Below are 23,480 nucleotides of genomic sequence, written 5' to 3'. Positions count from 1 at the left end.
TTGATACAGAAGAATAAAATTCCTAAGAACGCATTTCTGCCATATCTATATGCACACCTAAGTTAAGTGGTGACCCTGGCTAAGAAAAATATTCACTGTATATGCTCGTCTCAGAGGAATATTGAAGTCAGAAAGGAAATAGATAGCTACAGCACAAATATAGATAGCTCCATTTGCTTATTCGCTATCAGGAAAAATTTTTAATTTGTATATGTTATTATTAATGCTTGAGCTTTAAGTATAGGTATAAGAATTAAATAAAAGCCACGAGGACGCATTGCTGTGCTGCACGGTGTTTATATTCTTGTTGTTGATGTATCTCAGGCTCTGTTCTCCATGCCCCTATTGCCGTAACTCCTTGCTACATATTAACAAATCTTCATTAATATACTAATTAATTCTGTTCTGCTTGAAGAATCTTTTGCTCAAGCATCGCGATCAGTGCAGGAAAACCATCTCGTTTCAGAATTGCATTATATTCGGCTCGCTTTAAGGCGAGATCACTGACGCCATCAACTAGAATATTAATAATTCGCCAACCTTCTTTGCCTTGACGCAGTACATAATCGAAATTTATAGGATTGCTATCTGCCTGAATAAACTTGCTTCGTACCAATATTTGGTCTCGCGGCAATGAACGTTGCTCTATAATTTCAAATCGTTCCCCATTATAACGATTAAATCTTTCTGCATAAGTCGCAATGCTAAGCTTGCGAAAAGTTTCAGTAATGCTCTGTTGCTGGTCTTCATTTAACGTACTCCAGTTCGCGCCTAGCGCTGAGCGTATGATGGTATCGATATCGTGCGAACGATCGATAACAGGTGTCAGAAGCTCTAGACGTCCACGATAACCTAACTCATCACCTTTCTGCATAGCGTGAATGAACGTTTCCTGTAAGGCATGAATGACGTCTTCTGGGGAAGCAGATTGAAAATCTTTAGCACTAACTACGACAGAAAATAGTAATAAAATTGCCGTTGTGAAGGCATAGCTGATAATTCTAAATTCAAGTAGGGATCTCATATCGACGATTTTTCCATTGGGCCCACTCACCCCGCCAGGAACGGAATGCTGAGGTCCATGTCATTAGTAGAAATAAAGTACCAGTAGTAGGTGATGTTAGTGTTCAAAGTAAGGAGTACTGGTAAGAGCGTAAAATTGGAATGTAAGCAATGATCATGGCAGCCCACATCAGCATGCCAGTGATAGTGCTTATTGTGCTGAGAGGTAGTAGTAATGATGCCAAAGGAGCAAATCAGAACATACTTACCATGATCAGGGTGCAAGCAAAAAGCAATAAAGGAGAGTAATGTAGTTGTGTATAGGCCCGTTGGCGCCACCATATCCCAAATTGTTTTAATGTCGTCGTAACCGCGATGGCTGCATGCCGAATGACTCAATCCAGTCCAGGTACGCAAGCCAGTACGCTTGATATGAGAAGCTAGGATGCAGTCATCGATCAATACATCGTGTAGACTGGTGAAGGCGCCTATTCGGCGCAACGCAGGGATCTCAACGAGGATACACCTACCCGCTGCTGCAGCCACTCGCCAACCGGGTTTATTAGCAAGTCGGAAGGAATAAAGTAGTTTAAAGAAAAATACAAAGGCTGGCATCAATAATCGTTCAACAAAACGGTGAAGAGGGGGCGCCATTAAGGATACTAGCGCTAAATTCTCTTCGCGCGCTTTCTTTCTTAAGTAAAGTGACTCCAGTTCCTGGAGCCAACGCAATATCTGCATCAAGCAGTAAAGTATAAGTTGTGCTGATTTTACCCAGACCTTGCTCTAAGGCCCATAGTTTCCCGCTCCAGCCAATGGGCGGGGAAGTGCCTGATAGTATTGTTGCTCCCCATTTATTGGTCTGCTCAGCGGTATCATCATCTGATTGATCGTCTATAACGATGATCTGAAGATCATGCCTCTGAACACCCAGTGCATCCAGCGTTTGTCCGATAAGTTGCCCTTCATTGCGTGCCGGGATGAGTGCTGTAATTTCTTTTAAGGATACATTCCCATGATGAGTTGACTCTAATGCCTCTTGTGTGCTCCACGGTCGCCAACGAACGAGCACTATCATCCACCAAAGAAAAGCACCTATAAAAGCTAAATAGGTTGCAAGCTCTATCATCATGCTATCCAAATAAAACAAGCTTCGTTGAATTAATCAAAATAGGAGGCTCTGTACTCGCTATTCTTCGTTATTCCTCATCATTAAAATCAGGGGTAAGATATTCCCTGTTATCTTTATCTATCAGAGCGAGTCAGATTGCTTGATGAGGGGGTTGAGGTACTCGTTTTTTGCTCAACTACTACGGATATTGGAAATTCCTTCTGTGCTATATCGGCTTTAGGCGATGTTGGGTTTCTTTGCAGAGGATCCGGTGCCATGGGTCCATCAATACGTGGACCATGGAGGCTTACGCGCATTGCTTTAATGGGATGAGCAAACGTATCATTGATCGCGGTTGGCTCGAACCCGCAGTGAGCCATGCAATTAGCACACTTGGGATTATTACCTACACCGTATTTATCCCAATTGGTTTCCTCCATTAATTCACGAAAACTGGCTGCATAGCCCTCGTCCACCAATAAATAGCAAGGACGTTGCCAGCCGAAAAGATTACGTGTGGGATTACCCCATGCGGTGCATTGGTAGTTTTGATTACCTGCGAGAAAATCCAAATAGAGGCTCGAATGATTGAATCTCCATGGTTGTTTGCGTTTTTTTCCTTCTTGGAAAATTGACCGGAAAAGACGCTTGCTAACCGATCTTTGTAAAAAAACATCCTGTCTCGGGGCATGCTCATAGCTGAATCCTGGAGATACATTAATTCCTTCTATTCCTAATTCAGTTACGGTATCAAAAAACTCAGCAACTTCTTCTGGTGTTTCATTTTGAAAGAGCGTACAGTTTACCGTAACCCTGAAGCCGCGTTTGAGAGCTTCCTGAATAACCGGAATTACTTTATCGTAAACTCCTTCACGACACACTGATGTATCGTGACGTTCTTTGTTACCATCGAGATGTATAGAGAAAGTGAAATAGGGGGATGGACGATAATCATCCATTTTATCTTCTAGCAATAATGCATTGGTACACAGATAAACGAATTTTTTTCGGCTGATAATACCTTCTACAATCTGCGGCATTTCTTTATGAATGAGTGGTTCCCCGCCAGCGATTGAGATTACGGGCGCGCCACATTCATCAACGGCAGCCAGACAATCTTGTACGCTCATTCGACGTCGTAAAGTTTCGTCTGGATAATCAATCTTGCCACAACCTGCACATGCCAGATTACATTGAAACAGAGGCTCCAACATTAGTACTAAAGGATAACGTTTATTACCTTGAATTTTCTGCTTTAGTATATAGCTACCTACACGGTATTTTTGTAAAAAAGGGATGCCCATTAATTTTCTCCGTTATTTTTTAGTACTAATTTTGTTTTTTTATCTTACGATAAAATAGGAATTGTTAACTTATTATTCACAGATTGATCAGAATATTTCTTATTCTAGTCAAGTTAATTGCGTGCTACTTCTTTTTTCATGATTCATGAAAAGAAAAAAGTCTCAATGTCAGCTAATGGTAGTTATGTACAAAAATATTTTGAAATAAAATTGATATTTCGCTTGCCATTACTCTACTAAGTACCGATATGCTAGCATGTATATTTTATAAACCAAAGCAACGATTCTAGAATAGAAATGTTTATGTTTTTAATTCTTAAATTTACATAAAAGTTTTGGAAGACATTTAAAATAAAAAAAATATCTTCTTATTTAGCGAAATAATCGGTCATCGACCGCAAGACGTTTGAAAGAAACATATTAATGCTATCGGAATATAATATTTTTATATTATATATAATCAGTTACTTATATTTGTTTCTTGAAAGAGTAGGAAGCTAAAATTAAAATATAAAAACACTATGAGATCTTTGCAAGAAAACCTATTTTCAAGAAATTATAATCAATAAAGACAATGAATTAAGAATTCGTAAAAGGACTTTTGCAAAGAACTCACTATGCTATGCCGATTCATAAAGGAATTTCTGAAGGAAGCGGCTATATTAAATCTTATTACCTTTTCAAGCCTTATTATATTTATACGTTGGATTAACGATAATGATGATTGATAAGAGTTACAGACTAGAAAATAGATTTCTAGAACGAATTGATTTCCTAATTTTGAGGTAGAGATACTTTCAGAATAATTCGCAGTCATCCTTTTCCAGTCTGTTCCTGTTCCAGAAATATATTTCTTGACATAAGTCTACTAATAAGACACCCCAAGCCTCTGTAGTGTTTCTTTAGTTAGTTGACCTATTGCAAAATTATTTTGTTTCTGAAAGCTTTTCAATGCAGACATCGTTCTAGGACCATTTATACCGTCAATTACTCCAGGATTAAATCCGGCATCAGCTAGAGCCTGCTGCACTTTGCGAATTAATTCAGGAGTTGGTTTGACAACTTCATTTAGATCTTCCAGTTCTTCAATTTGCTGTGCTGATTCTACTGCTAACGGTTGAGTTTCAATTCCGGATTCGGAAACAGGACTTTCAGGTTCATTTAATTCACTTAAGATAGTCTCAATGGTTTGATCAACTGGTTCTATTGCTTCTTGAACATTCTCATCATTTTTTTCTGAAATTGATTCCGGTATGTTCATTGTAGATTCAGCGATCAGATCAGACTCGGTCATCAGTTCATCTTTCTGGATAGGTTTTGCTGCCATTTTGGGGTTTTGTGTACCCGTTACTTCTGATTGGTCGCTACATCCTAATAACCCGATCATAAGCAAAAGAGACATGCTCATTGCTAATCGATTAGCAATCGTTATCTTCATTCTGACAACCTCCTTATTAAATAAATATCTAAAAAAGTCATTTCGAAATATAAAAGTTCTATGATGCGATTTTTTATAATAAACTGAAACGCTCTTTCAATGTTTCATTTTAATTGAATAGGGTATTGATTGGGCCAGAAAAAGTTTTAATTGCTAAGCTAATCTCATGGTAATAAGTTAGGCATATCGTAATATTGCCGTGGTAGTGATTTCAAGCTTTACTTGGGAGAATCATTACTTAGTATTTCATCCAAAATCTCTATCCAGTGCCTGACAGGTAGTGAAGTGCCGCTTTTCAGATGCATTAAACAGCCGATGTTAGCCGTAATGAGTTGATCTGGTTTTTCAACGGAGAGATTCATTATTTTTTCTTTGAGCAGTTGTTGAGATAATTTTGGCTGAAGGATAGAGTAAGTACCAGCAGAGCCACAGCAAAGATGGGCATCTTTAACAGAGCAGAGGGTAAAGCCTGCAATACCTAGTATTTTTTCAATGACACCACGAATCTGCATGCCATGTTGGAGTGTGCAAGGAGAATGAAACGCAAGTTTCATTTTATGACGTGATCCTGATTTTTCAAGATGAGCAATTAGGTTGTCTGTTTCTGTAGCCAAGATCTCACTGATATCTTTAGCTAAAGCTGAGATTTGTGCAGCCTTTTCTGCATAAACTGGGTCATGGCGCAACAAATGTCCATATTCCTTGACGGTGACGCCACAACCACTCGCTGTGATCGCGATGGCTTCTATTGGTTGTGCATCCTTTTTGTCATTATCAATAAATGACCACCAAGCATCGATATTGCGGCGCATATAATTCATTCCATCTTGCTGCGCATCAAGATGGTAAGAGAGTGCACCGCAACAGCCAGCTTTTTCTGCTTTAATCAGCGAAATTCCAAGCTTATCCAGAACATATGCAGTAGCGATATTGATATTAGGTGAAAGTTCCGGTTGTACGCATCCGTCGAGTATGAGCATAGCTCGTCGATGTTTCTTTACTGGCCACTCCCTGATGCTTTGAATTCGGGAGGGAACTAATTTTTTTAGTTTGGCCGGCAATAGAGGGCGACAAAATTGACCCATCTTGAATAATGATTTAAATAAGTAGCGATGAGGGAGAGTTTTGTTTAACAGATAACGTATTCCACTCTCGCGGATACCACGTTTTACATTTTTGTGGATAACACTTCGGCCAATATCGAGTAGCCGACCATAGCGTACGCCGGATGGACAGGTTGTTTCACATGCGCGGCAAGTAAGGCACTGGTCAAGATGATGTTGTGTTTTCTGGGTGACCGGATACCCTTCCAGTACTTGTTTCATCAAGTAAATACGACCCCGCGGGCTATCAAGTTCATCTCCCAATAATTGGTAAGTGGGGCAGGTGGCCAGGCAAAAGCCGCAATGTACACAGGATCTTAATATAGCGTCGGCTTCCTGGCCTTCCGGGGTATTTTTAATAAAATCAGCAAGCTTGGTTTGCATTTGTCAGTACTCTGGATACATTCGGCCAGGATTGAATATCCCAGCTGGATCAAATTTTTGTTTTAAGCGTTGATGGAGCGCCATCATGTGAGTTGTCAGGGGATGAAAAGGCTGAAGCGATAATTTGTCGCCATAGAATAATGTAGCATGACCGCCTGCAGCTTCCGCCTGCGATCGAACTCTTTTTTCATTCAAGTTTTCATCAGTCGCTAGCCAGCGTAATGCACCACCCCATTCTATCAATTGTTGGCCTGGCAGCAGCAACGGTGGGGTAGATGATTTAATCGATAAACGCCACAATCTCGTTCCCGAGCTGAAGAATGTGTGAGTATGTTCACGAATGCGTTGCCAGAACAACTCTCCTTGATTAATTTCTTCTCCGCCAATTTTAATGCGGGCGGCATGCACGGCAGCTTCGGCACCAGAGAGCCTTACAAAAAGATTTCCATCATAAAAACAGGTGGCGGAAATAGGTAATGGTTTGCTCGCCCATTGATGCATCTTGTTAATCGCTTCGGATTCTTTCATCGGCATGCATAGGCTTATTTCCATCGGTGGCGTAGGCAACACCTTGAGTGAAACCTCTAACAAGACCCCTAAAGTTCCCATTGCACCTGTCATGAGACGCGAAACATCATAGCCAGCAACATTTTTCATCACCTGGCCGCCAAAATGTAAGTCATCTCCTCTGCCATCAAGTATACGCACGCCCAATACAAAATCACGTACTGCTCCGGTGTATGCTCTGCGTGGTCCAGATAGGCCGGTAGCGATACAGCCACCCAATGTTGCGTTTTCACCGAAATGAGGGGGCTCAAAAGCCAACATTTGATGATGCTCGGATAATATCGTTTCAAGGTCAGTTAGACGCGTCCCCGCTCGTGCGGTTACTACCAGTTCACTCGGTTCGTAATTTACGAGTCCGGAATAAGTTGCTACATTAAGAGTGTCACACACTTGTTCGGTCAACCGGCCGCCATAGAAATGTTTGCTGTTGCCGCCGCGAATAGATAGTGGTTTTTTATTTCTCGCCGCAGCGCCGATAACATGAATAAAGTGTTCAACCGTATTTAGCATAAGGTAGAAAAGATAGTATGGTTTGGAGGGATTTTTCCTAAGCGTATAACTCAATCAGAATCTTGGTATTGTCGGAAACTTATCTTCTCCACGATGTACATGCATAGCACCTAATTCTGCACAGCGATGCAGTGCTGGTATAGCTTTTCCGGGGTTTAGTAATCCATCTGAATCAAAGGCTGCTTTGATCGCATGAAATAGATTTCGTTCTGTGGATTTGAATTGAAGACACATTTGATCTAGCTTTTCTATTCCAACACCATGTTCTCCGGTAATTGTTCCACCTGCTTTGATACACATTTCCAGTATTCTGGCTCCAAAAGCTTCTGTTTTTTCTAATTCTCCTGGCTGATTGGCATTGTAAAGTATTAAGGGGTGTAAATTACCATCACCTGCGTGAAAAACATTCATGCAGCGCAACCCATATTCAGCAGAAAGGATTTCAATACCATGTAATACCTGAGCTAGATGCTTACGTGGAATCGTGCCATCCATGCAGTAGTAATCGGGAGACACTCTGCCGGCAGCCGGGAAGGCTGCTTTGCGACCTGCCCAGAAACGCAGCCGCTCTGTTTCATCATGCGAAACGCTGATCTTGACTGCGCCACTTTCCTGCATGATCGTGCTGATTTTTTGAATTTCATCCGCGACCTCTTCTGCCATGCCATCAGCTTCGCATAATAAAATGGCAGCCGCCTCTAAATCGTAACCGGCATGCAAAAAATCTTCCACAGCATGGATGGTGATTTTATCCATCATTTCCATACCAGCCGGAATAATCCCGGCGCTGATGACACTGGCTACAGCGTCCGCAGCTTTTTGAATATCATCAAATGCTGCCATCACTAATTGCGCCTTCTCAGGTTTGGGTATGAGCTTAACTGTGATCTCAGTAACGATACCCAGCATTCCCTCACTCCCTGTCATCAAAGCCAGCAGATCATAACCTGGACTATCGAGCGCACTACTGCCAATCTCGATTGCTTGCCCTTCTACAGTTAATACTCGTAGCTTTAGAATATTATGTATGGTCAATCCATATTTCAGGCAATGCACGCCACCAGAATTTTCGGCGACATTACCACCAATCGTACATGCTATTTGTGATGAGGGGTCGGGGGCATAATACAAGCCGTATGGCGCGGCTGCTTCGCTGATCGCCAAATTTCTTACCCCTGGTTGTACTCGGGCTATACGTGCTATTGGATCGATTTCCAAGATACGCTTCAATTTAGCAAGCGATAGCAAAATGCCTTCGGTATGAGGTAACGCGCCACCCGATAAACCTGTTCCTGCGCCACGCGCGACTACTGGAGTTTTTGTAGTATGGCAAATTTGCAAAATCTTGACCACTTCTTCTTCCGCTTGCGGTAACACCACAATCATCGGCGTTTGTCGATAGGCAGATAAACCATCACATTCGTACGGTTTTAAATCCTCCGTTTCATATAAAACAGCTTCGCGAGGAAGAAATGTAAGCAGGGTACTAACTAATTCAAGGTGAGTCATGCGTTAATATCAGTTATCTCGTAATTGGCCAATTTTTCAAGTATACGTACAATTGCAGAGTTATCCCATGTAGCACCTCCATGAGCAATGCACGCATTGTAGAGTGATTGGGTTGCGGCTGTATTGGGTAAACTTATTCCTAGGTCAGATGCACATGAAAGGGCGATGTTGAGATCTTTCTGCTGTAATTCAACTCGGAACCCGGGGTCAAACAAACGTTTGATCATACGATTTCCATGAACTTCGAGCACACGTGATGAAGCAAAGCCCCCCATCAAAGCTTGTCGTACTTTTGCGGGATCAGCGCCTGCCTTGGATGCAAATAGGAGTGCCTCACCAACTGCTTCTATCGTAAGCGCAACTACAATCTGGTTGGCAGTCTTGCAAATTTGACCCGCGCCGTTAGCGCCTATTAAGGTAATCGTTTGCCCCATTAAGCTAAGCAGGGGCTTTATTTTTTCAAACACACTTATGGTGGCCCCTACCATGATTGTTAGCGCGGCATTCTTCGCACCCACATCGCCTCCCGAAACGGGAGCGTCCGCATAATCGTAACCAAGCTGACTGATTCTAATCGCAAATTTCTTGGTTTCGATAGGGGAGATAGAGCTCATATCTACGATTGTTTTTTTTGCAGGATTCACATCCAAGCCATCAACAACTCCATTGTCACCAAATAAAACTTTTTCAACATCAGGTGCATCAGGTAGCATCAGAAAAATAATTTCTGCATGTTGAGCGACTTCTCTAGGTGAAGAACAAGCTTTGCCGCCTTGTTTAATAAGCTCTTCAGGAACACCGCTACGAGAGTGCAGAAATAATTGATATCCACCTCGAATAAGATGTCCTGCCATGGGTTTTCCCATGATACCTAAACCAATAAAGCCAATATTTATCACTCAATCTCCTCTTAAGCATATTATTTTTCTTTCTTGCAGCAAAGAATTAGTCTGATCGTACCCGACTTAGCTGTCTGATAATAACTAAAAAAGTGTTTTGTTGATATTGCTATAATACTCATTATGTACTTAGCAGTACGCTTGTTGCTCATAGAAAACTCAATGTTTCTCACGTATAATCAAGAGAAATTTTGAACGCGGACACTGCAGGTCTACGTTTTTATGTCTGGTCAGATCCACAAGGAGCCTTTTGTGTCACAACATCCACGTGCCATTCTCGTTTTAGAAGATGGCACCGTTTTTCACGGAGTTTCTATCGGTGTTGAGGGGGTAACTACTGGTGAGGTTGCTTTTAATACAGCCATGACAGGTTATCAAGAAATTCTTACTGATCCCTCATATTGTCGTCAAATCATCACGCTTACTTACCCTCATATTGGTAATACTGGGACTAATTTAGAAGATGTAGAGTCATCAAATATAGACAAAGTTTATGCTGCTGGTTTAGTAGTACGTGATTTGTCTGCCATTTCTAGTAGTTGGCGAAAAACTGAATCGCTATCTGCCTTTCTCAAGAAGCAGAATGTTGTTGCGATTGCTGAGATTGATACCCGTAAGCTCACACGTATTTTAAGAGAGAAAGGGGCTCAAGCAGGCTGTATTATGACTGGGAAGATCGATGAATCCAAAGCATTGCAGGAAGCTAGAGCATTTCCAGGCTTGGATGGTATGGACCTTGCGAAGGAGGTTAGCTGCAATCAGGCTTATGAATGGAATGAAGGTGAATGGGAGTTAGGGCGTGGGCATCAAGTCCAAAAAATAAATCACTTTGATGTTGCTGCCATTGATTTTGGAATTAAACGTACCATCTTGCGAAAACTTGTGCATCGTCATTGCAAGGTGACCGTTTATCCTGCACAAACGCCAGCTAATGAGATTCTAGCATCTCGACCCAATGGTGTATTCCTATCAAATGGACCTGGTGATCCAGAGCCTTGTGATTACGCAATTACTACAACCCAGAGACTATTGAAGGAAAAGATACCAATTTTTGGTATTTGTCTGGGGCACCAAATACTCGCGCTCGCAAGTGGCGCTAAAACAACCAAAATGAAGTTTGGTCACCATGGTGCAAATCATCCTGTCCAAGATCTGGATAGCGGTCGAGTTATCATCACTAGTCAAAACCATGGATTCGCTGTAGACATTGATACACTTCCATCCCACGCACGTGTTACCCATCTATCGCTATTTGATAATAGCCTGCAAGGTTTTGAGCTAACCGAGAGTCCAGCCTTCACTTTTCAAGGCCACCCGGAGGCGAGCCCCGGGCCACATGATGTGGATTATCTTTTCGATCGTTTTATCTATCAGATGAATCAGCGTAAAAGAAGCCAATTTGAATCATAGTAGCTTGTATAAATATCCTGTTTTATAGATTGCTTGGTTAGAGGAATATGCCTAAACGTACTGACTTGAAATCCATTCTCATTATCGGAGCCGGGCCCATTGTCATTGGTCAGGCCTGCGAATTTGATTATTCTGGTGTGCAGGCATGCAAAGCCCTGCGTGAAGAAGGTTATCGTGTTGTTCTGATTAACTCTAATCCCGCGACTATTATGACTGATCCAGAAATAGCCGATGCAACTTATATCGAACCCATTACCTGGGCGATGGTCGAGAAGATTATTGAAATTGAACGTCCCGATGCACTACTGCCAACGATGGGTGGGCAAACAGCTTTGAATTGCGCGCTTGATCTGGTTAAACATGGTGTTCTCGAGAAATATGATGTGGAACTTATTGGTGCGTCTCGTGAAGCCATTGATAAGGCAGAAGACCGGGAAAAATTTAAAAAGGCTATGTTGCGAATCGGGCTAAATTCAGCCCGTTCAGCAGTCGCGCATAGCCTGGAAGAAGCATTGCAAGTGCAAGCCATGATTGGCTATCCTGCTATTATTCGTCCATCGTTCACACTGGGTGGCAGCGGTGGTGGCATTGCATATAATCGTGAAGAATTCGTTGAAATTTGCGAGCGTGGATTAGATATCTCCCCCACTAAGGAGCTCCTTATCGAAGAGTCAGTCATTGGTTGGAAAGAATTTGAAATGGAGGTGGTGCGTGATAAGCAAGATAACTGCATCATTATATGCTCTATCGAAAATTTTGATCCAATGGGTATCCATACCGGTGACTCGATTACGGTTGCGCCAGCCCAGACGCTGACTGATAAAGAGTATCAGCGCATGCGTGACGCATCCATTGCGGTGCTACGTGAAATTGGTGTAGAGACGGGCGGCTCCAATGTGCAATTTGCTATCAATCCGCAAGATGGGCGTATGTTGGTTATCGAAATGAACCCGCGCGTATCACGGTCCTCAGCGTTGGCATCCAAAGCAACAGGATTTCCTATCGCTAAAATTGCTGCCAAACTGGCAGTAGGATATACACTTAATGAACTTGGCAACGATATTACAGGGGGGATGACGCCTGCCTCATTTGAACCAACTATTGATTATGTGGTAACCAAGGTTCCACGCTTCGCTTTTGAAAAATTTCCTCAAGCTAATGATCGTCTAACAACCCAGATGAAATCGGTAGGGGAGGTGATGGCTATTGGCCGTACTTTCCAGGAATCACTACAAAAAGCATTGCGAGGACTGGAAACCGGAGTGGATGGCTTAGATGAAAAAACCACCGATATCGAAACCATTGAAACTGAACTGGGTCATCCCGGTTCTGAACGCATTTGGTATATCGCTGATGCATTTCGTTGCAATATTCCATTTGATGAGATTCATAATCTCACGCATATTGATCCTTGGTTTCTATCGCAAATTGAGGATTTGATAAATCAAGAACAATTACTCGTAGGCAAGACCCTGGATTCACTCGACTTGTTCGCATTGCGTAAATTGAAACGGTGTGGGTTTTCTGACCGGAGATTGGCTAAGTTACTTAACACAAGTGAGGCAGCAGTGCGTACACGCCGGCATCAAGAAGATTTGCGTCCCGTCTACAAGCATGTCGATACTTGTGCTGCAGAATTTGCTACTTATACGACTTATCTATATTCCACTTACGAGGAAGAATGCGAAGCATATCCCAGTGACAGAAAGAAAATCATTGTGCTGGGTGGTGGACCTAATCGAATTGGCCAAGGAATTGAATTTGACTATTGTTGTGTTCATGCATCTCTTGCATTGCGTGAGGAGGGATATGAAACTATCATGATCAATTGCAATCCAGAAACGGTATCGACCGATTATGATATTTCCGATCGATTGTATTTTGAGTCACTTACGTTAGAAGATGTGCTTGAAATTGTTGCGATAGAAAAACCAGTGGGTGTTATCGTGCAATATGGTGGTCAAACACCCCTTAAGCTTGCGCGCGAACTTGAAGCTAATGGTGTTCCCATTATTGGTACCAGTCCAGATATGATTGATTGTGCTGAAGATCGCGAGCGTTTCCAAGAGATGCTTCACCAGCTAGGCTTAAAACAGCCACCTAATCGAACGGTACGCAGTACCGAGGCTGCTTTGTCAGCAGCCAATGACATAGGTTATCCTTTAGTAGTTCGTCCCAGTTATGTGCTGGGTGGCCGCGCTATGGAAATTGTTCATGAGCAACGAGATCTTGAGCGCTACATGCGTGAGGCAGTTAAAGTATCCAATGATTCCCCGGTTCTGCTGGATCATTTTCTCAATAATGCAACCGAAGTAGATGTCGATGCGATATTTGATGGAGAAACTGTTTTAATTGGCGGGATAATGGAGCATATTGAGCAAGCAGGCGTTCATTCTGGAGATTCTGCTTGTTCGCTGCCTCCCTTTAATCTCTCTTCGATCATGCAAGATGAATTGCGTCGGCAAACCGAGAAAATGGCACGTGCTCTCAACGTAAAAGGGTTAATGAATGTGCAGTTTGCTATCCAGAATGATACCGTTTATGTGTTAGAAGTCAATCCTAGGGCGTCCCGTACGGTTCCTTTTGTTTCCAAAGCAACAGGCCTTCAACTAGCAAAAATTGCGGTACGTTGTATGGTTGGCAAGAAGCTAGTGGATCAAGGTCTTATAAAAGAGATTCAGCCGCCTTATTATTCGGTGAAAGAAGCTGTTTTCCCTTTTGCCAAGCTTCCTGGCGTAGATACCATATTAGGACCTGAAATGAAATCTACAGGTGAGGTCATGGGAGTGGGTTCTACTTTTGCAGAGGCGTTCGTTAAGTCGCAACTTGCCACCGGTGTTCGGCTACCCATGACTGGCAAAATTTTTATCAGCGTGCGAAGAAGCGATAAACCAGAAGCAGTGAGCATTGCTCAAAAATTTGCTAAGCTAGGCTTCACTATTTATGCTACCCATGGTACTGCGGAAGCGATGACTGAGGCTGGTTTAGTGGTTAATAAAATAAATAAGGTTGCAGAAGGTCGCCCGCATATCGTTGATATGATCAAGAATGGAGAAATTTGTCTGATTATTAATACAGTTTCCGATAAACGTAGTGCAATTCAGGATTCGTATTCGATTCGCCATGCAGCGTTACAAGGGAGAGTTACATATTACACTACCATGGCTGGAGCCCGTGCGGCGCATATGGGCATAGCTAATATGCGAGAGTTGCAAGCCTATAACTTGCAAGAACTAAAGAGAATGAATTTCAAATGAGCAATACAGAACATATAAAGAAAGGTGGAAAAGCATTATGAGTTCAATTCCATTAACTGTGGCAGGTGCAGAGAAGCTGCGTGCAGAATTACATGAAATGAAGACCGTGCAGCGTCCTGCGGTCATTGCCGCTATTGCAGAAGCACGCGCGCATGGTGATCTTTCTGAGAATGCTGAATATGAAGCAGCAAAAGAAAAGCAAGGATTCATCGAGGGACGTATTGCTGATCTGGAGAATAAGCTCTCGAATGCCCAGATCATCAATCCTGCACTGCTAAATGCAGATGGTGCTTGTGTTTTTGGTGCTACGATCGATCTTAAGGATATGAGCAGTGATGCGATAGTAACCTATCAAATTGTAGGAGATGATGAAGCTGATATTAAGGAAGGAAAAATTTCTATCAGTTCTCCAATTTCCCGGGCCTTGATCGGCAAGTATGCTGGTGATATAGCAGTAGTGGAGGCACCGGGAGGTATCAGAGAATATGAAATTCTGGATGTTAAATATATCTAGGTGGTTAGGGTTTCTTCTTGACCATATGAGAAGCCTCAGTAGTTGATCCTTTTTCTTCGGTTTCTGGGCGATAAATGACTAGAATTCTACCGATATGATTGATGGGTAAGGCATTTAATTGCTGGCAGATTTGTTCAAGCAATAAGGTTCTCATTTTCCTATCTCCATTTAATATTTTAATTTTGATGAGTTCGTGACTCGAGAGCCCTCTATCAAGTTCGCTCATTACGCCTACAGATAAACCATCTTTACCGATGATCACGATTGGATTAATGTGATGGGCTCGCGCAGCAAGTGATCGGCGTTGGGAAGTACTAAGTTTCAACATAAAATAAACTCTTCATAAAACCATATTCTACTACTTGATGAAGTCTGCTAAAACTAGCAAAGCATGGATGACAGAACATGTTAATGATTTTTTTGTCAAACAGGCTAAAAAGGAAGGTTATCGTTCGCGCGCCGCTTTTAAATTAAAAGAAATTGCTGAACGTGATCAACTCTTTAGACCGGGAATGACGATTGTAGATTTGGGTGCTGCGCCTGGTGGTTGGTCACAAGTAGCTGTTGAAAAATTGGGAGAACATGGAAGAGTTTTCGCATTGGATTTGCTTGAGATGTCTCCATTATCAGGTGTTACTTTTATTCAGGGCGATTTCAGCGAAGAAGCCGTTCTAAATAAGCTTAAAAATAGTCTTGGAAAATACCCAATAGATCTGATAATTTCAGATATGTCGCCAAATATAGCTGGCATTGGTGTCAGTGATCATGCGCGTAGCACGTATCTTGCTGAGCTAGCATTGATGTTTTCCAGGGAGCAATTGAACCCCGGCGGGAACTTCCTTGTCAAATTCTTTCAAGGAGGTAATTTCGATCAATATCTGAAGGATATGCGAGTAAGCTTTAAAAAAGTAATTATTCGTAAACCTAAAGCATCGCGAGATCGGAGTAGCGAACTATATTTATTGGGTTTAGGGAAAATCTGTTAGACTGAATATACGTTTTTGTTGTGTTAATAAATAAAATAGCGAATATTAAGTTTTGTTTTATCCAGATATTTTCAAATAACCGGTTTTGTCACAAATATTACAAAATAGGATTAGAATGAGAAATTCGACTTTTTGGTACATTAGGTACATTAAGGTGCAAACCAAGGAGCTATCATGAATAATTTAATTAAAAATATGGCTATTTGGCTGGTGATTGCGTTGGTGCTAATGACGGTATTCAACCAGTTTACTGTACGTCAATCATTACAAGCGCCGATGGAATACTCGCAATTCATCAACGAAATGAATCAAGGCAGGATTGCGAAAGTGGTTATTGATGGGCGCACCCTTAAAGGCACTAAGTCCGATGGTCGGCAATTTATAGCTTATGCACCATCAGATCCTTGGCTAGTCAGTGATCTACTCAGAGCGGGAGTGATCGTCGAAGCCAGGCCAGAAGAAGAGCCCTCTGTGCTAATGAGTATATTCGTATCTTGGTTCCCTATGTTGCTGCTGATCGCAGTGTGGATTTTCTTTATGCGCCAAATGCAAGGTGGTGGAAGAAGTGGCGGGGCATTTTCATTTGGTAAAAGTAAAGCCAGGATGTTGGATAAAAATAGTAATCACGTGACATTTGCGGATGTTGCCGGTTGCGAAGAAGCGAAAGAAGAAGTAGCAGAGTTAGTTGAGTTTCTGAGGGATCCTACAAAATTTCAGAAATTAGGTGGGCGTATCCCAAGAGGCGTATTAATGGTAGGTAATCCAGGGACAGGAAAAACATTATTAGCCCGAGCTATAGCAGGAGAAGCAAAGGTTCCATTCTTCAGTATTTCGGGTTCAGATTTTGTCGAGATGTTTGTAGGTGTCGGTGCATCCAGAGTAAGGGACATGTTTGAACAAGCCAAGAAGCATGCGCCTTGCATTATCTTTATTGATGAGATCGATGCTGTCGGTCGCCAACGGGGCGCTGGTTTGGGTGGCGGAAATGATGAGCGTGAACAAACACTGAATCAATTGCTAGTAGAGATGGATGGTTTTGAAGGCAATATGGGTGTAATCGTGATTGCAGCAACTAATCGGCCTGACGTACTTGATCCTGCCTTATTGCGTCCAGGACGCTTTGATAGGCAAGTTACAGTTCCACTTCCAGATATACGTGGTCGTGAACAAATACTTCAGGTACATATGCGAAAAGTACCCATTTCTCCAGATGTTCATGCAGATATCATTGCGAGAGGAACGCCAGGTATGTCAGGTGCTGATCTTGCTAATTTAGTTAATGAAGCAGCATTGTTTGCGGCACGTGCCAATAAACGATTGGTGGATATGGAGGATTTTGAGCGTGCAAAAGATAAGATACTTATGGGAACTGAGCGACGATCAGTTGTTATGCCGGAACAAGAGCGGCGGAATACTGCTTATCATGAATCAGGACATGCGGTTGTAGCGTATCTTCTACCGAAAACTGATCCAGTACATAAAGTTTCAATCATACCTCGTGGACGGGCATTAGGTGTAACGATGCAGTTACCAGCTGAGGATAGATACAGTATGGATCGTGAGCAAATCTTGCAAACTATTGCGGTAATGTTTGGTGGGCGTATTGCAGAAGAGATATTTATGAATCAGATGACTACTGGCGCTTCCAACGACTTTGAACGTGCTACTGAAACTGCCAGAAGAATGGTTACTCAATGGGGTATGTCTGATACGCTCGGCCCTATGGTTTATGGTGAAAATGAAAGCGAAGTATTTCTTGGGCGGTCGGTAACTACTCATAAGAATGTAAGTGAAGCGACGATGCAAAAAGTTGATATGGAAATTCGCCGTATCATTGATGAACAATATGCGCTTGCTCGTAAACTTATCGAGGAGAACAGGGATAAAGTAGAAATTATGACTAAAGCCCTGCTTGAGTGGGAAACTATCGATAGCGAGCAAATTAAAGATATTATGGAAGGGCGACCACCACGCCCTCCACAACCACCGCAATCTTCAGCTTCAGTTAAAGAGAAAGAAGGTAAGCAATCTTCAGAGACTATTGCAACTGAAACGCCTGTGCAAGAAGCTGAAGTATAAATTTAATAAAGGTTTTACCTAAATGAATGGTCTGCGTATTTATTAATTAGTGCGCAGGCCATTTTTTATCAAGATGGCGTGTGTGTGGTCATATGGAATTTTGTTAGGGAACGGATTTTTCTTTTTTTACGGTGAGTCAATCGCAACGAATAAAACTGAGTGATGACCCACTTATAATGGGGATCATCAATGTAACCCCTGACTCTTTCTCCGATCATGGTCTCTACATAACAACAGAAAAAGCGATTGAGCATGCTGAACGCTTGATTCAAGAAGGAGCTGACATATTAGATGTTGGAGGTGAGTCGACCCGACCTGGAAGCATGAATGTCAATCTTGAAGAAGAGTTACGCCGTGTTATACCTGTCGTAGAGATTTTGTCTCAAAAAAATATTCCAATTTCTGTAGATACATCTAAACCGGAAGTCATGCAGGCTGCGATAAGTGCTGGCGCTTCGATCATAAATGATGTTAATGCATTGCAGGCGCCGGGTGCTATAGAAATCGTTGCAAGGAGCAATGCGATGGTCTGTTTAATGCATATGAAAGGAAAACCAAGGAGCATGCAAGACAATCCTCAATATGTTGATGTGGTTTCTGAAGTCAAAAGTTTCTTACAACAACGCATAGATGTTGCAAGCTCAAGTGGTATTGCATACGATCGGCTAATTATAGACCCTGGTTTTGGTTTTGGTAAAACACTTAAAGATAATCTAGAGTTGTTCCGATATCTTGATCAATTTGTGGAAATGAACGTCCCCGTCTTGGTAGGGCTTTCGCGAAAATCCATGCTGGGAGCAATTACTGGGAATGATGTGGATAACCGAGTTTATGCCAGTGTAGCGGCAGCCTTGCTCGCTGTTACTAAAGGTGTCAAAATTCTGCGCGTACATGATGTTAAGGCAACAAAAGACGCTATTATGGTTCATAATGCATTGATTGATAGAGAATATTACTGATGGTTAACTTCAAGCTCTAAGGATTTAGCTCGTGAAATGAATAAAAAATACTTTGGAACCGACGGCATTCGCGGACGAGTAGGTGAATTTCCTATTACACCTGAATTTATCATGCATCTTGGTTATTCGGCTGGAAAAGTACTGGCTGCCTCTGACTGGCACCTTGCAGAAGGAGAGCGACCAACGGTTCTGATAGGAAAAGATACCCGGGTATCGGGCTATATGCTGGAGTCTTCCCTAGAAGCTGGTTTTTCAGCTGCCGGTGTTGATGTATTATTATCCGGACCATTACCTACTTCTGCAGTTGCTCATCTTACCAGAGCACTTCGATTACAAGCTGGTATCGTTATTTCGGCATCACATAACCCGTTCGAAGATAATGGCGTAAAGTTCTTTTCGTCAGAAGGAATTAAGTTACCCGACGCCATAGAAATTCAAATCGAGGCGGGATTAAGCAATCCAATTGAAACAATGCCATCAGCAAAACTTGGAAAAGTACAGCGTCTTAAAGATAAAACAGGGCGTTATATCGAATTTTGTAAAAGTACTTTTCCTTACGATCTAGATCTTCGTGGCCTACGCATGGTGGTAGATTGCGCTCATGGCGCGGCTTATCATATTGCTGGGCATGTAATGCGGGAGTTGGGAGCAGATGTCATCACTATTTGTGCGGAACCAGATGGCTTTAATATCAATCATGAATGTGGAGCGACGCATGTCGCAACGTTACAGAATTCAGTTAAGCAGCATGAGGCCGATCTAGGTATCGCACTTGATGGGGATGGCGATCGTGTACTGATGGTTGATAAAGATGGCGCCATCTATGATGGTGATATTTTGCTTTATATTATAGCTAAACATCGCCAGCAAAAGAATATTCTGAAGGGTGGCGTCGTAGGCACGGTCATGACAAATCTTGCTATTGAAAAAGCGTTCGGAGAACTTGATATTCCTTTTAAGAGAGCTAATGTTGGTGATCGTTACGTACTTGAGTTGCTAGTGAAGAATAACTGGCAATTGGGTGGGGAGGGCTCTGGGCATATCGTATGTCTCGATAAGCATACAACAGGAGACGGAATCATTTCAGCACTACAAGTTTTGTATGCGTTACGTGATACATCCATGACGCTGGCAGAATTTATGCAGAATATTGTGCTTTATCCACAACGTTTGATTAATGTGTATGTTCCCAAAGGCTTTGATTTTCGTAGTGATGTAACGATTAAATCATCGGTACAGCAGGCGGAAAGCGATCTTGACAGCGATGGACGAATATTACTTCGTGCGTCTGGTACGGAACCACTGATCCGAGTAATGGTTGAAGGTAAGATGAAGCAGAAAGTTGATTACTGGGCAGAACAGATTGCTGGCGTAGTGCAGCAAGCAACTAATAACTAATGTTTGATTGCAAAAATAATCGTTTTATTTTAATAATTAATTATTTGTTTTAAATGAAATTTTTACTTAAGAAGTATGTAACAAAATAATGTAATTAAATACTAATTAATGTAATTAAATACTAATACAAAATAGATAAAATTTATCCTTTTGATGACAAAAATTTAAGTACTTATTTTGTTAGCAAATTGGTAATGTACTTAATTTAAGTAATTTGTCACATTTCTGTAATACTTATAAATTAATATTCATTACCAATTTAATTTCGTTCAAGCGATATCAATAATTTGCACAGATAGTTACACGTATGGAGCCACTTACTTTGAAATTACATCTATTTAAAATACTTCCTTTCGCTATGATTCTAACTATAGCGACTGCAATGAATAATCCAGTTAATGCTAGGCCGATTGTAACGATTGATGGCTCTAGCACGGTTTACCCTATCACAGAAGCGGTTGCGGAAGATTTCCAAATAGCTAAGAAGGGCGGAATTAGAGTGACTGTAGGAGTATCAGGAACAGGAGGTGGTTTTAAGAAATTTTGTCGAGCAGAAGTTGATATCGTCAACGCTTCCAGACCAATCCAGCAATCTGAAATGGAGGCTTGCAGAGCAGCAGGCGTTCAATATATCGAAATGCCAATCGCTTTTGATGCATTAACAGTAGCAATTAATCCAAGTAATACTTGGAGCAGAACGATGACAGTTGCTGAGTTAAAAAAAATATGGGAGCCATCAGCGCAGGGAAAAATAACCAAATGGAATCAAATTAATCCAGCTTGGCCTGATAAAAAAATTAAGTTATTTGGCGCTGGCGCAGATTCGGGTACATTTGATTATTTTACTGAGGCAATTGTTGGAAAAGCCAAATCGAGCCGCGGCGATTTCACTGCATCTGAAGATGATAATGTGCTCGTGCAAGGAATAGCGACTGATAAGTATAGTCTTGGGTTCTTTGGTTTTGCTTATTACATTGAGAATCAGAAAAAAGTAAATGTTGTTGCAGTAGATAATGGGAAAGGTGGGATTATCCCCTCAGCCGAAACAGTAGAGAATGGGAACTATCGACCCTTATCTCGCCCGATTTTTGTTTATGTAAATGCTAAAGCGGCGGATAAGCCCGAAGTGAGTGAGTTTGTAAATTTTTATATGAAAAATGCGCCCGCTCTTGTAAAAGAAGTCAAATACTTTCCGTTGCCTGCAGAAGTTTACCAGCTCAACTTAAAATATCTTGATGAAAGAAAAGTGGGCACAGCTTTTGGTGGCGAGAGTAAAATGGATCTCACAATTGATGAATTGCTGAAACTAGAAAGGCGATTATAGGTTTAGGAATAGAGATTTTTTAGTATATTGTCGATTAATTTATCGATGCTAGGCTTCGATACCAGAGAGAATTAAATATCAAAAAGCTCTGAGTATATTAAGGTATTTCTAACGAGTTTAATAAACATTAGACAGAAATGAGAAATCAACTGGCTATATGGACTTTCTGCCAATTTTTCTTAATATTAGAGGACGTAGTTGCCTGGTCGTCGGAGGAGGTGAAGTAGCTGCCAGAAAAACAGCATTATTACTGAAAGCCGGAGGTCAAGTCAGAGTTGTATCTCCAATTCTTAATGATGAGCTAGGCAATCACCTCCGATTAGGCAATATTATTCATCACGCGGAAGCCTTTGACTCCAAACACCTGAACAATGTGGTATTGGTAATTGCTGCAACGAATGAACGCTCAGTCAACCAATACGTTTCTGAGAGCGCTAATCAACTAAGTATTCCAGTCAATGTCGTTGATGATTTCGCATTATGTTCATTTATTATGCCGTCCATTCTGGATCGTTCACCTATTCTAGTGGCTATTTCCAGTGGTGGAACATCGCCTGTATTAGCAAGGTTATTACGCGCACGACTTGAGACCCTAATACCAGAAGCTTATGGTCATTTAGCCACTTATGCAGCCAAATTTCGTGAGCATGTCAAGCGCCGTTTCAGTTCTCCCAAGAAGCGTCGTTTATTCTGGGAGAGAATCCTGCAAGGTCCATTTACTGAAATGGTTTTTTCTGGAAAAGACCGGTCTGCGCAGGCGTATTTGCTCCGTTCTCTTGAGCACGAAACAGATGAGTTGCCATGCGGAGAAGTATATCTAGTAGGAGCCGGCCCAGGTAACCCCGATTTACTTACTTTTCGCGCAATGCGCTTAATGCAGCAAGCCGATGTTGTCGTATATGATCGTTTGGTATCTCCAGCCATACTCGATATGGTAAGACGCGATGCAACTCGTATCTATGCGGGTAAAGAGCGCGATAAACATGTGTTGCCACAGGAATCAATCAATCATTTATTGGTACGGCTAGCAAAAGAAGGAAAGCGTGTACTTCGACTAAAAGGCGGTGATCCTTTCATTTTTGGCCGAGGCGGGGAAGAAATAGAAACGTTATCTCAGCATCATATTCCTTTCCAGGTAGTTCCAGGTATTACAGCAGCGTCAGGTGTGGCTTCTTATGCAGGTATTCCTCTTACACATCGCGATTATGCCCAGTCCTGCATTTTCGTTACGGGGCACCTCAAAAACAATACTATAAACTTAGATTGGTCGGCATTAGCCAGACCACAACAGACTATCGTGATTTATATGGGATTGCATGGATTGCCGGTGTTGTGCGAGCAACTTATCACACATGGTCTTCCAGCATCTACGCCAGCAGCTATTGTGCAGCAGGGAACCACTCACGGACAGCGTGTCGTGATCGGTTCGCTAGAAACGTTACCCGCCCTTGCTTCGAGTGCCAACATGATCCCTCCAACTCTGATTATTGTGGGAGAAGTAGTCAAATTACATCAGAAGCTAGCTTGGTTTGAGCCTGTATATGATCTGAATGGAGAGTAACTGGAAGGAAAGGATTAACATCATTCCGCGCTATGCGGCGCCATCATTCATGACTGCTGATCATCCTATTTAGTCGGTCCTGCAAAATGCCTAAGATCCTCATGAATTCTCCGTTTCAGGGAAGAAATTCACTTCCTAAACTCTCAAGAATTCATAATATCCGCA

General features: G+C 42.0%; 19 protein-coding genes. 9 read left to right on the top strand and 10 right to left on the bottom strand.

Annotated elements, in window-relative coordinates:
* Window positions 1–394: 394 nt before the first annotated feature.
* The 9 genes from BLW34_RS10875 to BLW34_RS10840 all read right to left on the bottom strand — a co-directional run bounded on the left by BLW34_RS10875 (window position 395) and on the right by BLW34_RS10840 (window position 9,827).
* Window positions 395–1,024, bottom strand: coding sequence for an HpnM family protein (locus BLW34_RS10875; protein WP_090543706.1), 630 nt, complete (start codon window positions 1,022–1,024; stop codon window positions 395–397).
* 26 nt (window positions 1,025–1,050) lie between these two features.
* On the bottom strand, window positions 1,051–1,656 hold the full coding sequence (locus tag BLW34_RS16990; protein WP_256203752.1) for a glycosyltransferase: 606 nt from the start codon (window positions 1,654–1,656) through the stop codon (window positions 1,051–1,053).
* Window positions 1,628–2,134 (bottom strand): glycosyltransferase, encoded by a 507-nt coding sequence (locus BLW34_RS16985; RefSeq protein WP_256203751.1) that lies wholly within the window; start codon window positions 2,132–2,134, stop codon window positions 1,628–1,630. Before BLW34_RS16985 ends, BLW34_RS16990 begins: the two co-directional genes overlap by 29 nt.
* 113 nt (window positions 2,135–2,247) lie before the next feature.
* Complete coding sequence (gene hpnH / locus BLW34_RS10865) at window positions 2,248–3,417, bottom strand: adenosyl-hopene transferase HpnH (protein ID WP_090579381.1); 1,170 nt, start codon at window positions 3,415–3,417, stop codon at window positions 2,248–2,250.
* A gap of 868 nt (window positions 3,418–4,285) precedes the next feature.
* Window positions 4,286–4,855: a peptidoglycan-binding domain-containing protein gene (locus tag BLW34_RS10860; RefSeq protein ID WP_090579378.1), complete on the bottom strand. Its 570-nt coding sequence runs from the start codon at window positions 4,853–4,855 to the stop codon at window positions 4,286–4,288.
* A 218-nt stretch (window positions 4,856–5,073) separates the two neighbouring features.
* Window positions 5,074–6,342 (bottom strand): glycolate oxidase subunit GlcF, encoded by a 1,269-nt coding sequence (glcF, locus tag BLW34_RS10855; RefSeq protein ID WP_090579376.1) that lies wholly within the window; start codon window positions 6,340–6,342, stop codon window positions 5,074–5,076.
* A gap of 3 nt (window positions 6,343–6,345) precedes the next feature.
* A complete protein-coding gene (gene glcE / locus BLW34_RS10850; RefSeq protein ID WP_090579373.1) occupies window positions 6,346–7,419 on the bottom strand; it encodes a glycolate oxidase subunit GlcE in 1,074 nt (357 codons plus the stop codon).
* Between the two features lie 54 nt (window positions 7,420–7,473).
* Window positions 7,474–8,928, bottom strand: coding sequence for an FAD-linked oxidase C-terminal domain-containing protein (locus BLW34_RS10845; protein ID WP_090579370.1), 1,455 nt, complete (start codon window positions 8,926–8,928; stop codon window positions 7,474–7,476).
* Window positions 8,925–9,827 carry a 2-hydroxy-3-oxopropionate reductase gene (locus BLW34_RS10840; protein ID WP_090579367.1) on the bottom strand — a complete coding sequence of 301 codons (903 nt, stop codon included), beginning with the start codon at window positions 9,825–9,827 and terminating at the stop codon, window positions 8,925–8,927. Before BLW34_RS10840 ends, BLW34_RS10845 begins: the two co-directional genes overlap by 4 nt.
* Window positions 9,828–10,079: 252 nt before the next feature.
* Here BLW34_RS10840 and carA point away from each other — a divergent pair, with 252 nt between their 5' ends.
* Genes carA through greA form a run of 3 tightly spaced genes read left to right on the top strand, consistent with a single transcriptional unit; the run spans window position 10,080 to window position 15,008 of the window.
* Entirely contained in the window at window positions 10,080–11,237 is a 1,158-nt protein-coding gene (carA, locus tag BLW34_RS10835) for a glutamine-hydrolyzing carbamoyl-phosphate synthase small subunit (protein ID WP_090543700.1), read from the top strand.
* Between the two features lie 47 nt (window positions 11,238–11,284).
* Complete coding sequence (gene carB, locus BLW34_RS10830) at window positions 11,285–14,494, top strand: carbamoyl-phosphate synthase large subunit (RefSeq protein ID WP_090579364.1); 3,210 nt, start codon at window positions 11,285–11,287, stop codon at window positions 14,492–14,494.
* Between the two features lie 37 nt (window positions 14,495–14,531).
* On the top strand, window positions 14,532–15,008 hold the full coding sequence (gene greA, locus BLW34_RS10825) for a transcription elongation factor GreA (protein ID WP_090579361.1): 477 nt from the start codon (window positions 14,532–14,534) through the stop codon (window positions 15,006–15,008).
* 4 nt (window positions 15,009–15,012) lie between these two features.
* On the opposite strand, the gene yhbY is transcribed toward greA, so the two are convergent.
* Complete coding sequence (yhbY, locus tag BLW34_RS10820) at window positions 15,013–15,336, bottom strand: ribosome assembly RNA-binding protein YhbY (protein WP_090579359.1); 324 nt, start codon at window positions 15,334–15,336, stop codon at window positions 15,013–15,015.
* A gap of 37 nt (window positions 15,337–15,373) precedes the next feature.
* Here yhbY and BLW34_RS10815 point away from each other — a divergent pair, with 37 nt between their 5' ends.
* The 6 genes from BLW34_RS10815 (at window position 15,374) to cysG (ending at window position 23,315) form a co-directional block, all read left to right on the top strand.
* Window positions 15,374–15,994, top strand: a complete 621-nt coding sequence (locus tag BLW34_RS10815; RefSeq protein ID WP_090579356.1) for an RlmE family RNA methyltransferase — start codon at window positions 15,374–15,376, stop codon at window positions 15,992–15,994.
* Between the two features lie 174 nt (window positions 15,995–16,168).
* The gene (gene ftsH, locus BLW34_RS10810; protein ID WP_090579353.1) at window positions 16,169–18,073 is read left to right on the top strand and encodes an ATP-dependent zinc metalloprotease FtsH; all 1,905 of its coding nucleotides are present in this window, start codon (window positions 16,169–16,171) and stop codon (window positions 18,071–18,073) included.
* A 176-nt stretch (window positions 18,074–18,249) separates the two neighbouring features.
* Complete coding sequence (gene folP / locus BLW34_RS10805) at window positions 18,250–19,032, top strand: dihydropteroate synthase (RefSeq protein WP_090579351.1); 783 nt, start codon at window positions 18,250–18,252, stop codon at window positions 19,030–19,032.
* A 36-nt stretch (window positions 19,033–19,068) separates the two neighbouring features.
* On the top strand, window positions 19,069–20,430 hold the full coding sequence (glmM, locus tag BLW34_RS10800; protein ID WP_090579347.1) for a phosphoglucosamine mutase: 1,362 nt from the start codon (window positions 19,069–19,071) through the stop codon (window positions 20,428–20,430).
* Window positions 20,431–20,788: 358 nt separating this feature from the next.
* Complete coding sequence (locus BLW34_RS10795; RefSeq protein ID WP_090579405.1) at window positions 20,789–21,754, top strand: PstS family phosphate ABC transporter substrate-binding protein; 966 nt, start codon at window positions 20,789–20,791, stop codon at window positions 21,752–21,754.
* A gap of 157 nt (window positions 21,755–21,911) precedes the next feature.
* A complete protein-coding gene (gene cysG, locus BLW34_RS10790) occupies window positions 21,912–23,315 on the top strand; it encodes a siroheme synthase CysG (RefSeq protein WP_090579344.1) in 1,404 nt (467 codons plus the stop codon).
* Window positions 23,316–23,480: the final 165 nt, after the last annotated feature.

It is taken from the genome of Nitrosomonas sp. Nm58, assembly GCF_900107335.1.
Taxonomy (GTDB): domain Bacteria; phylum Pseudomonadota; class Gammaproteobacteria; order Burkholderiales; family Nitrosomonadaceae; genus Nitrosomonas.
The sequence above is the reverse complement of the archived record's forward strand: the minus strand, read 5'-3'. Positions and strand labels throughout refer to the sequence as shown.

Excerpts from the sequence above, each read along its gene's own strand:
- BLW34_RS10875 (WP_090543706.1), bottom strand. The coding sequence starts at position 1,024 with ATGAGATCCCTACTTGAATTTAGAATTATCAGCTATGCCTTCACAACG.
- BLW34_RS16990 (WP_256203752.1), bottom strand. The coding sequence starts at position 1,656 with ATGGCGCCCCCTCTTCACCGTTTTGTTGAACGATTATTGATGCCAGCC.
- BLW34_RS16985 (WP_256203751.1), bottom strand. The coding sequence starts at position 2,134 with ATGATGATAGAGCTTGCAACCTATTTAGCTTTTATAGGTGCTTTTCTT.
- hpnH (WP_090579381.1), bottom strand. The coding sequence starts at position 3,417 with ATGGGCATCCCTTTTTTACAAAAATACCGTGTAGGTAGCTATATACTA.
- BLW34_RS10860 (WP_090579378.1), bottom strand. The coding sequence starts at position 4,855 with ATGAAGATAACGATTGCTAATCGATTAGCAATGAGCATGTCTCTTTTG.
- glcF (WP_090579376.1), bottom strand. The coding sequence starts at position 6,342 with ATGCAAACCAAGCTTGCTGATTTTATTAAAAATACCCCGGAAGGCCAG.
- glcE (WP_090579373.1), bottom strand. The coding sequence starts at position 7,419 with ATGCTAAATACGGTTGAACACTTTATTCATGTTATCGGCGCTGCGGCG.
- BLW34_RS10845 (WP_090579370.1), bottom strand. The coding sequence starts at position 8,928 with ATGACTCACCTTGAATTAGTTAGTACCCTGCTTACATTTCTTCCTCGC.
- carB (WP_090579364.1), top strand. The coding sequence starts at position 11,285 with ATGCCTAAACGTACTGACTTGAAATCCATTCTCATTATCGGAGCCGGG.
- greA (WP_090579361.1), top strand. The coding sequence starts at position 14,532 with ATGAGTTCAATTCCATTAACTGTGGCAGGTGCAGAGAAGCTGCGTGCA.
- yhbY (WP_090579359.1), bottom strand. The coding sequence starts at position 15,336 with ATGTTGAAACTTAGTACTTCCCAACGCCGATCACTTGCTGCGCGAGCC.
- BLW34_RS10815 (WP_090579356.1), top strand. The coding sequence starts at position 15,374 with ATGAAGTCTGCTAAAACTAGCAAAGCATGGATGACAGAACATGTTAAT.
- ftsH (WP_090579353.1), top strand. The coding sequence starts at position 16,169 with ATGAATAATTTAATTAAAAATATGGCTATTTGGCTGGTGATTGCGTTG.
- folP (WP_090579351.1), top strand. The coding sequence starts at position 18,250 with ATGGGGATCATCAATGTAACCCCTGACTCTTTCTCCGATCATGGTCTC.
- glmM (WP_090579347.1), top strand. The coding sequence starts at position 19,069 with ATGAATAAAAAATACTTTGGAACCGACGGCATTCGCGGACGAGTAGGT.
- BLW34_RS10795 (WP_090579405.1), top strand. The coding sequence starts at position 20,789 with ATGATTCTAACTATAGCGACTGCAATGAATAATCCAGTTAATGCTAGG.
- cysG (WP_090579344.1), top strand. The coding sequence starts at position 21,912 with ATGGACTTTCTGCCAATTTTTCTTAATATTAGAGGACGTAGTTGCCTG.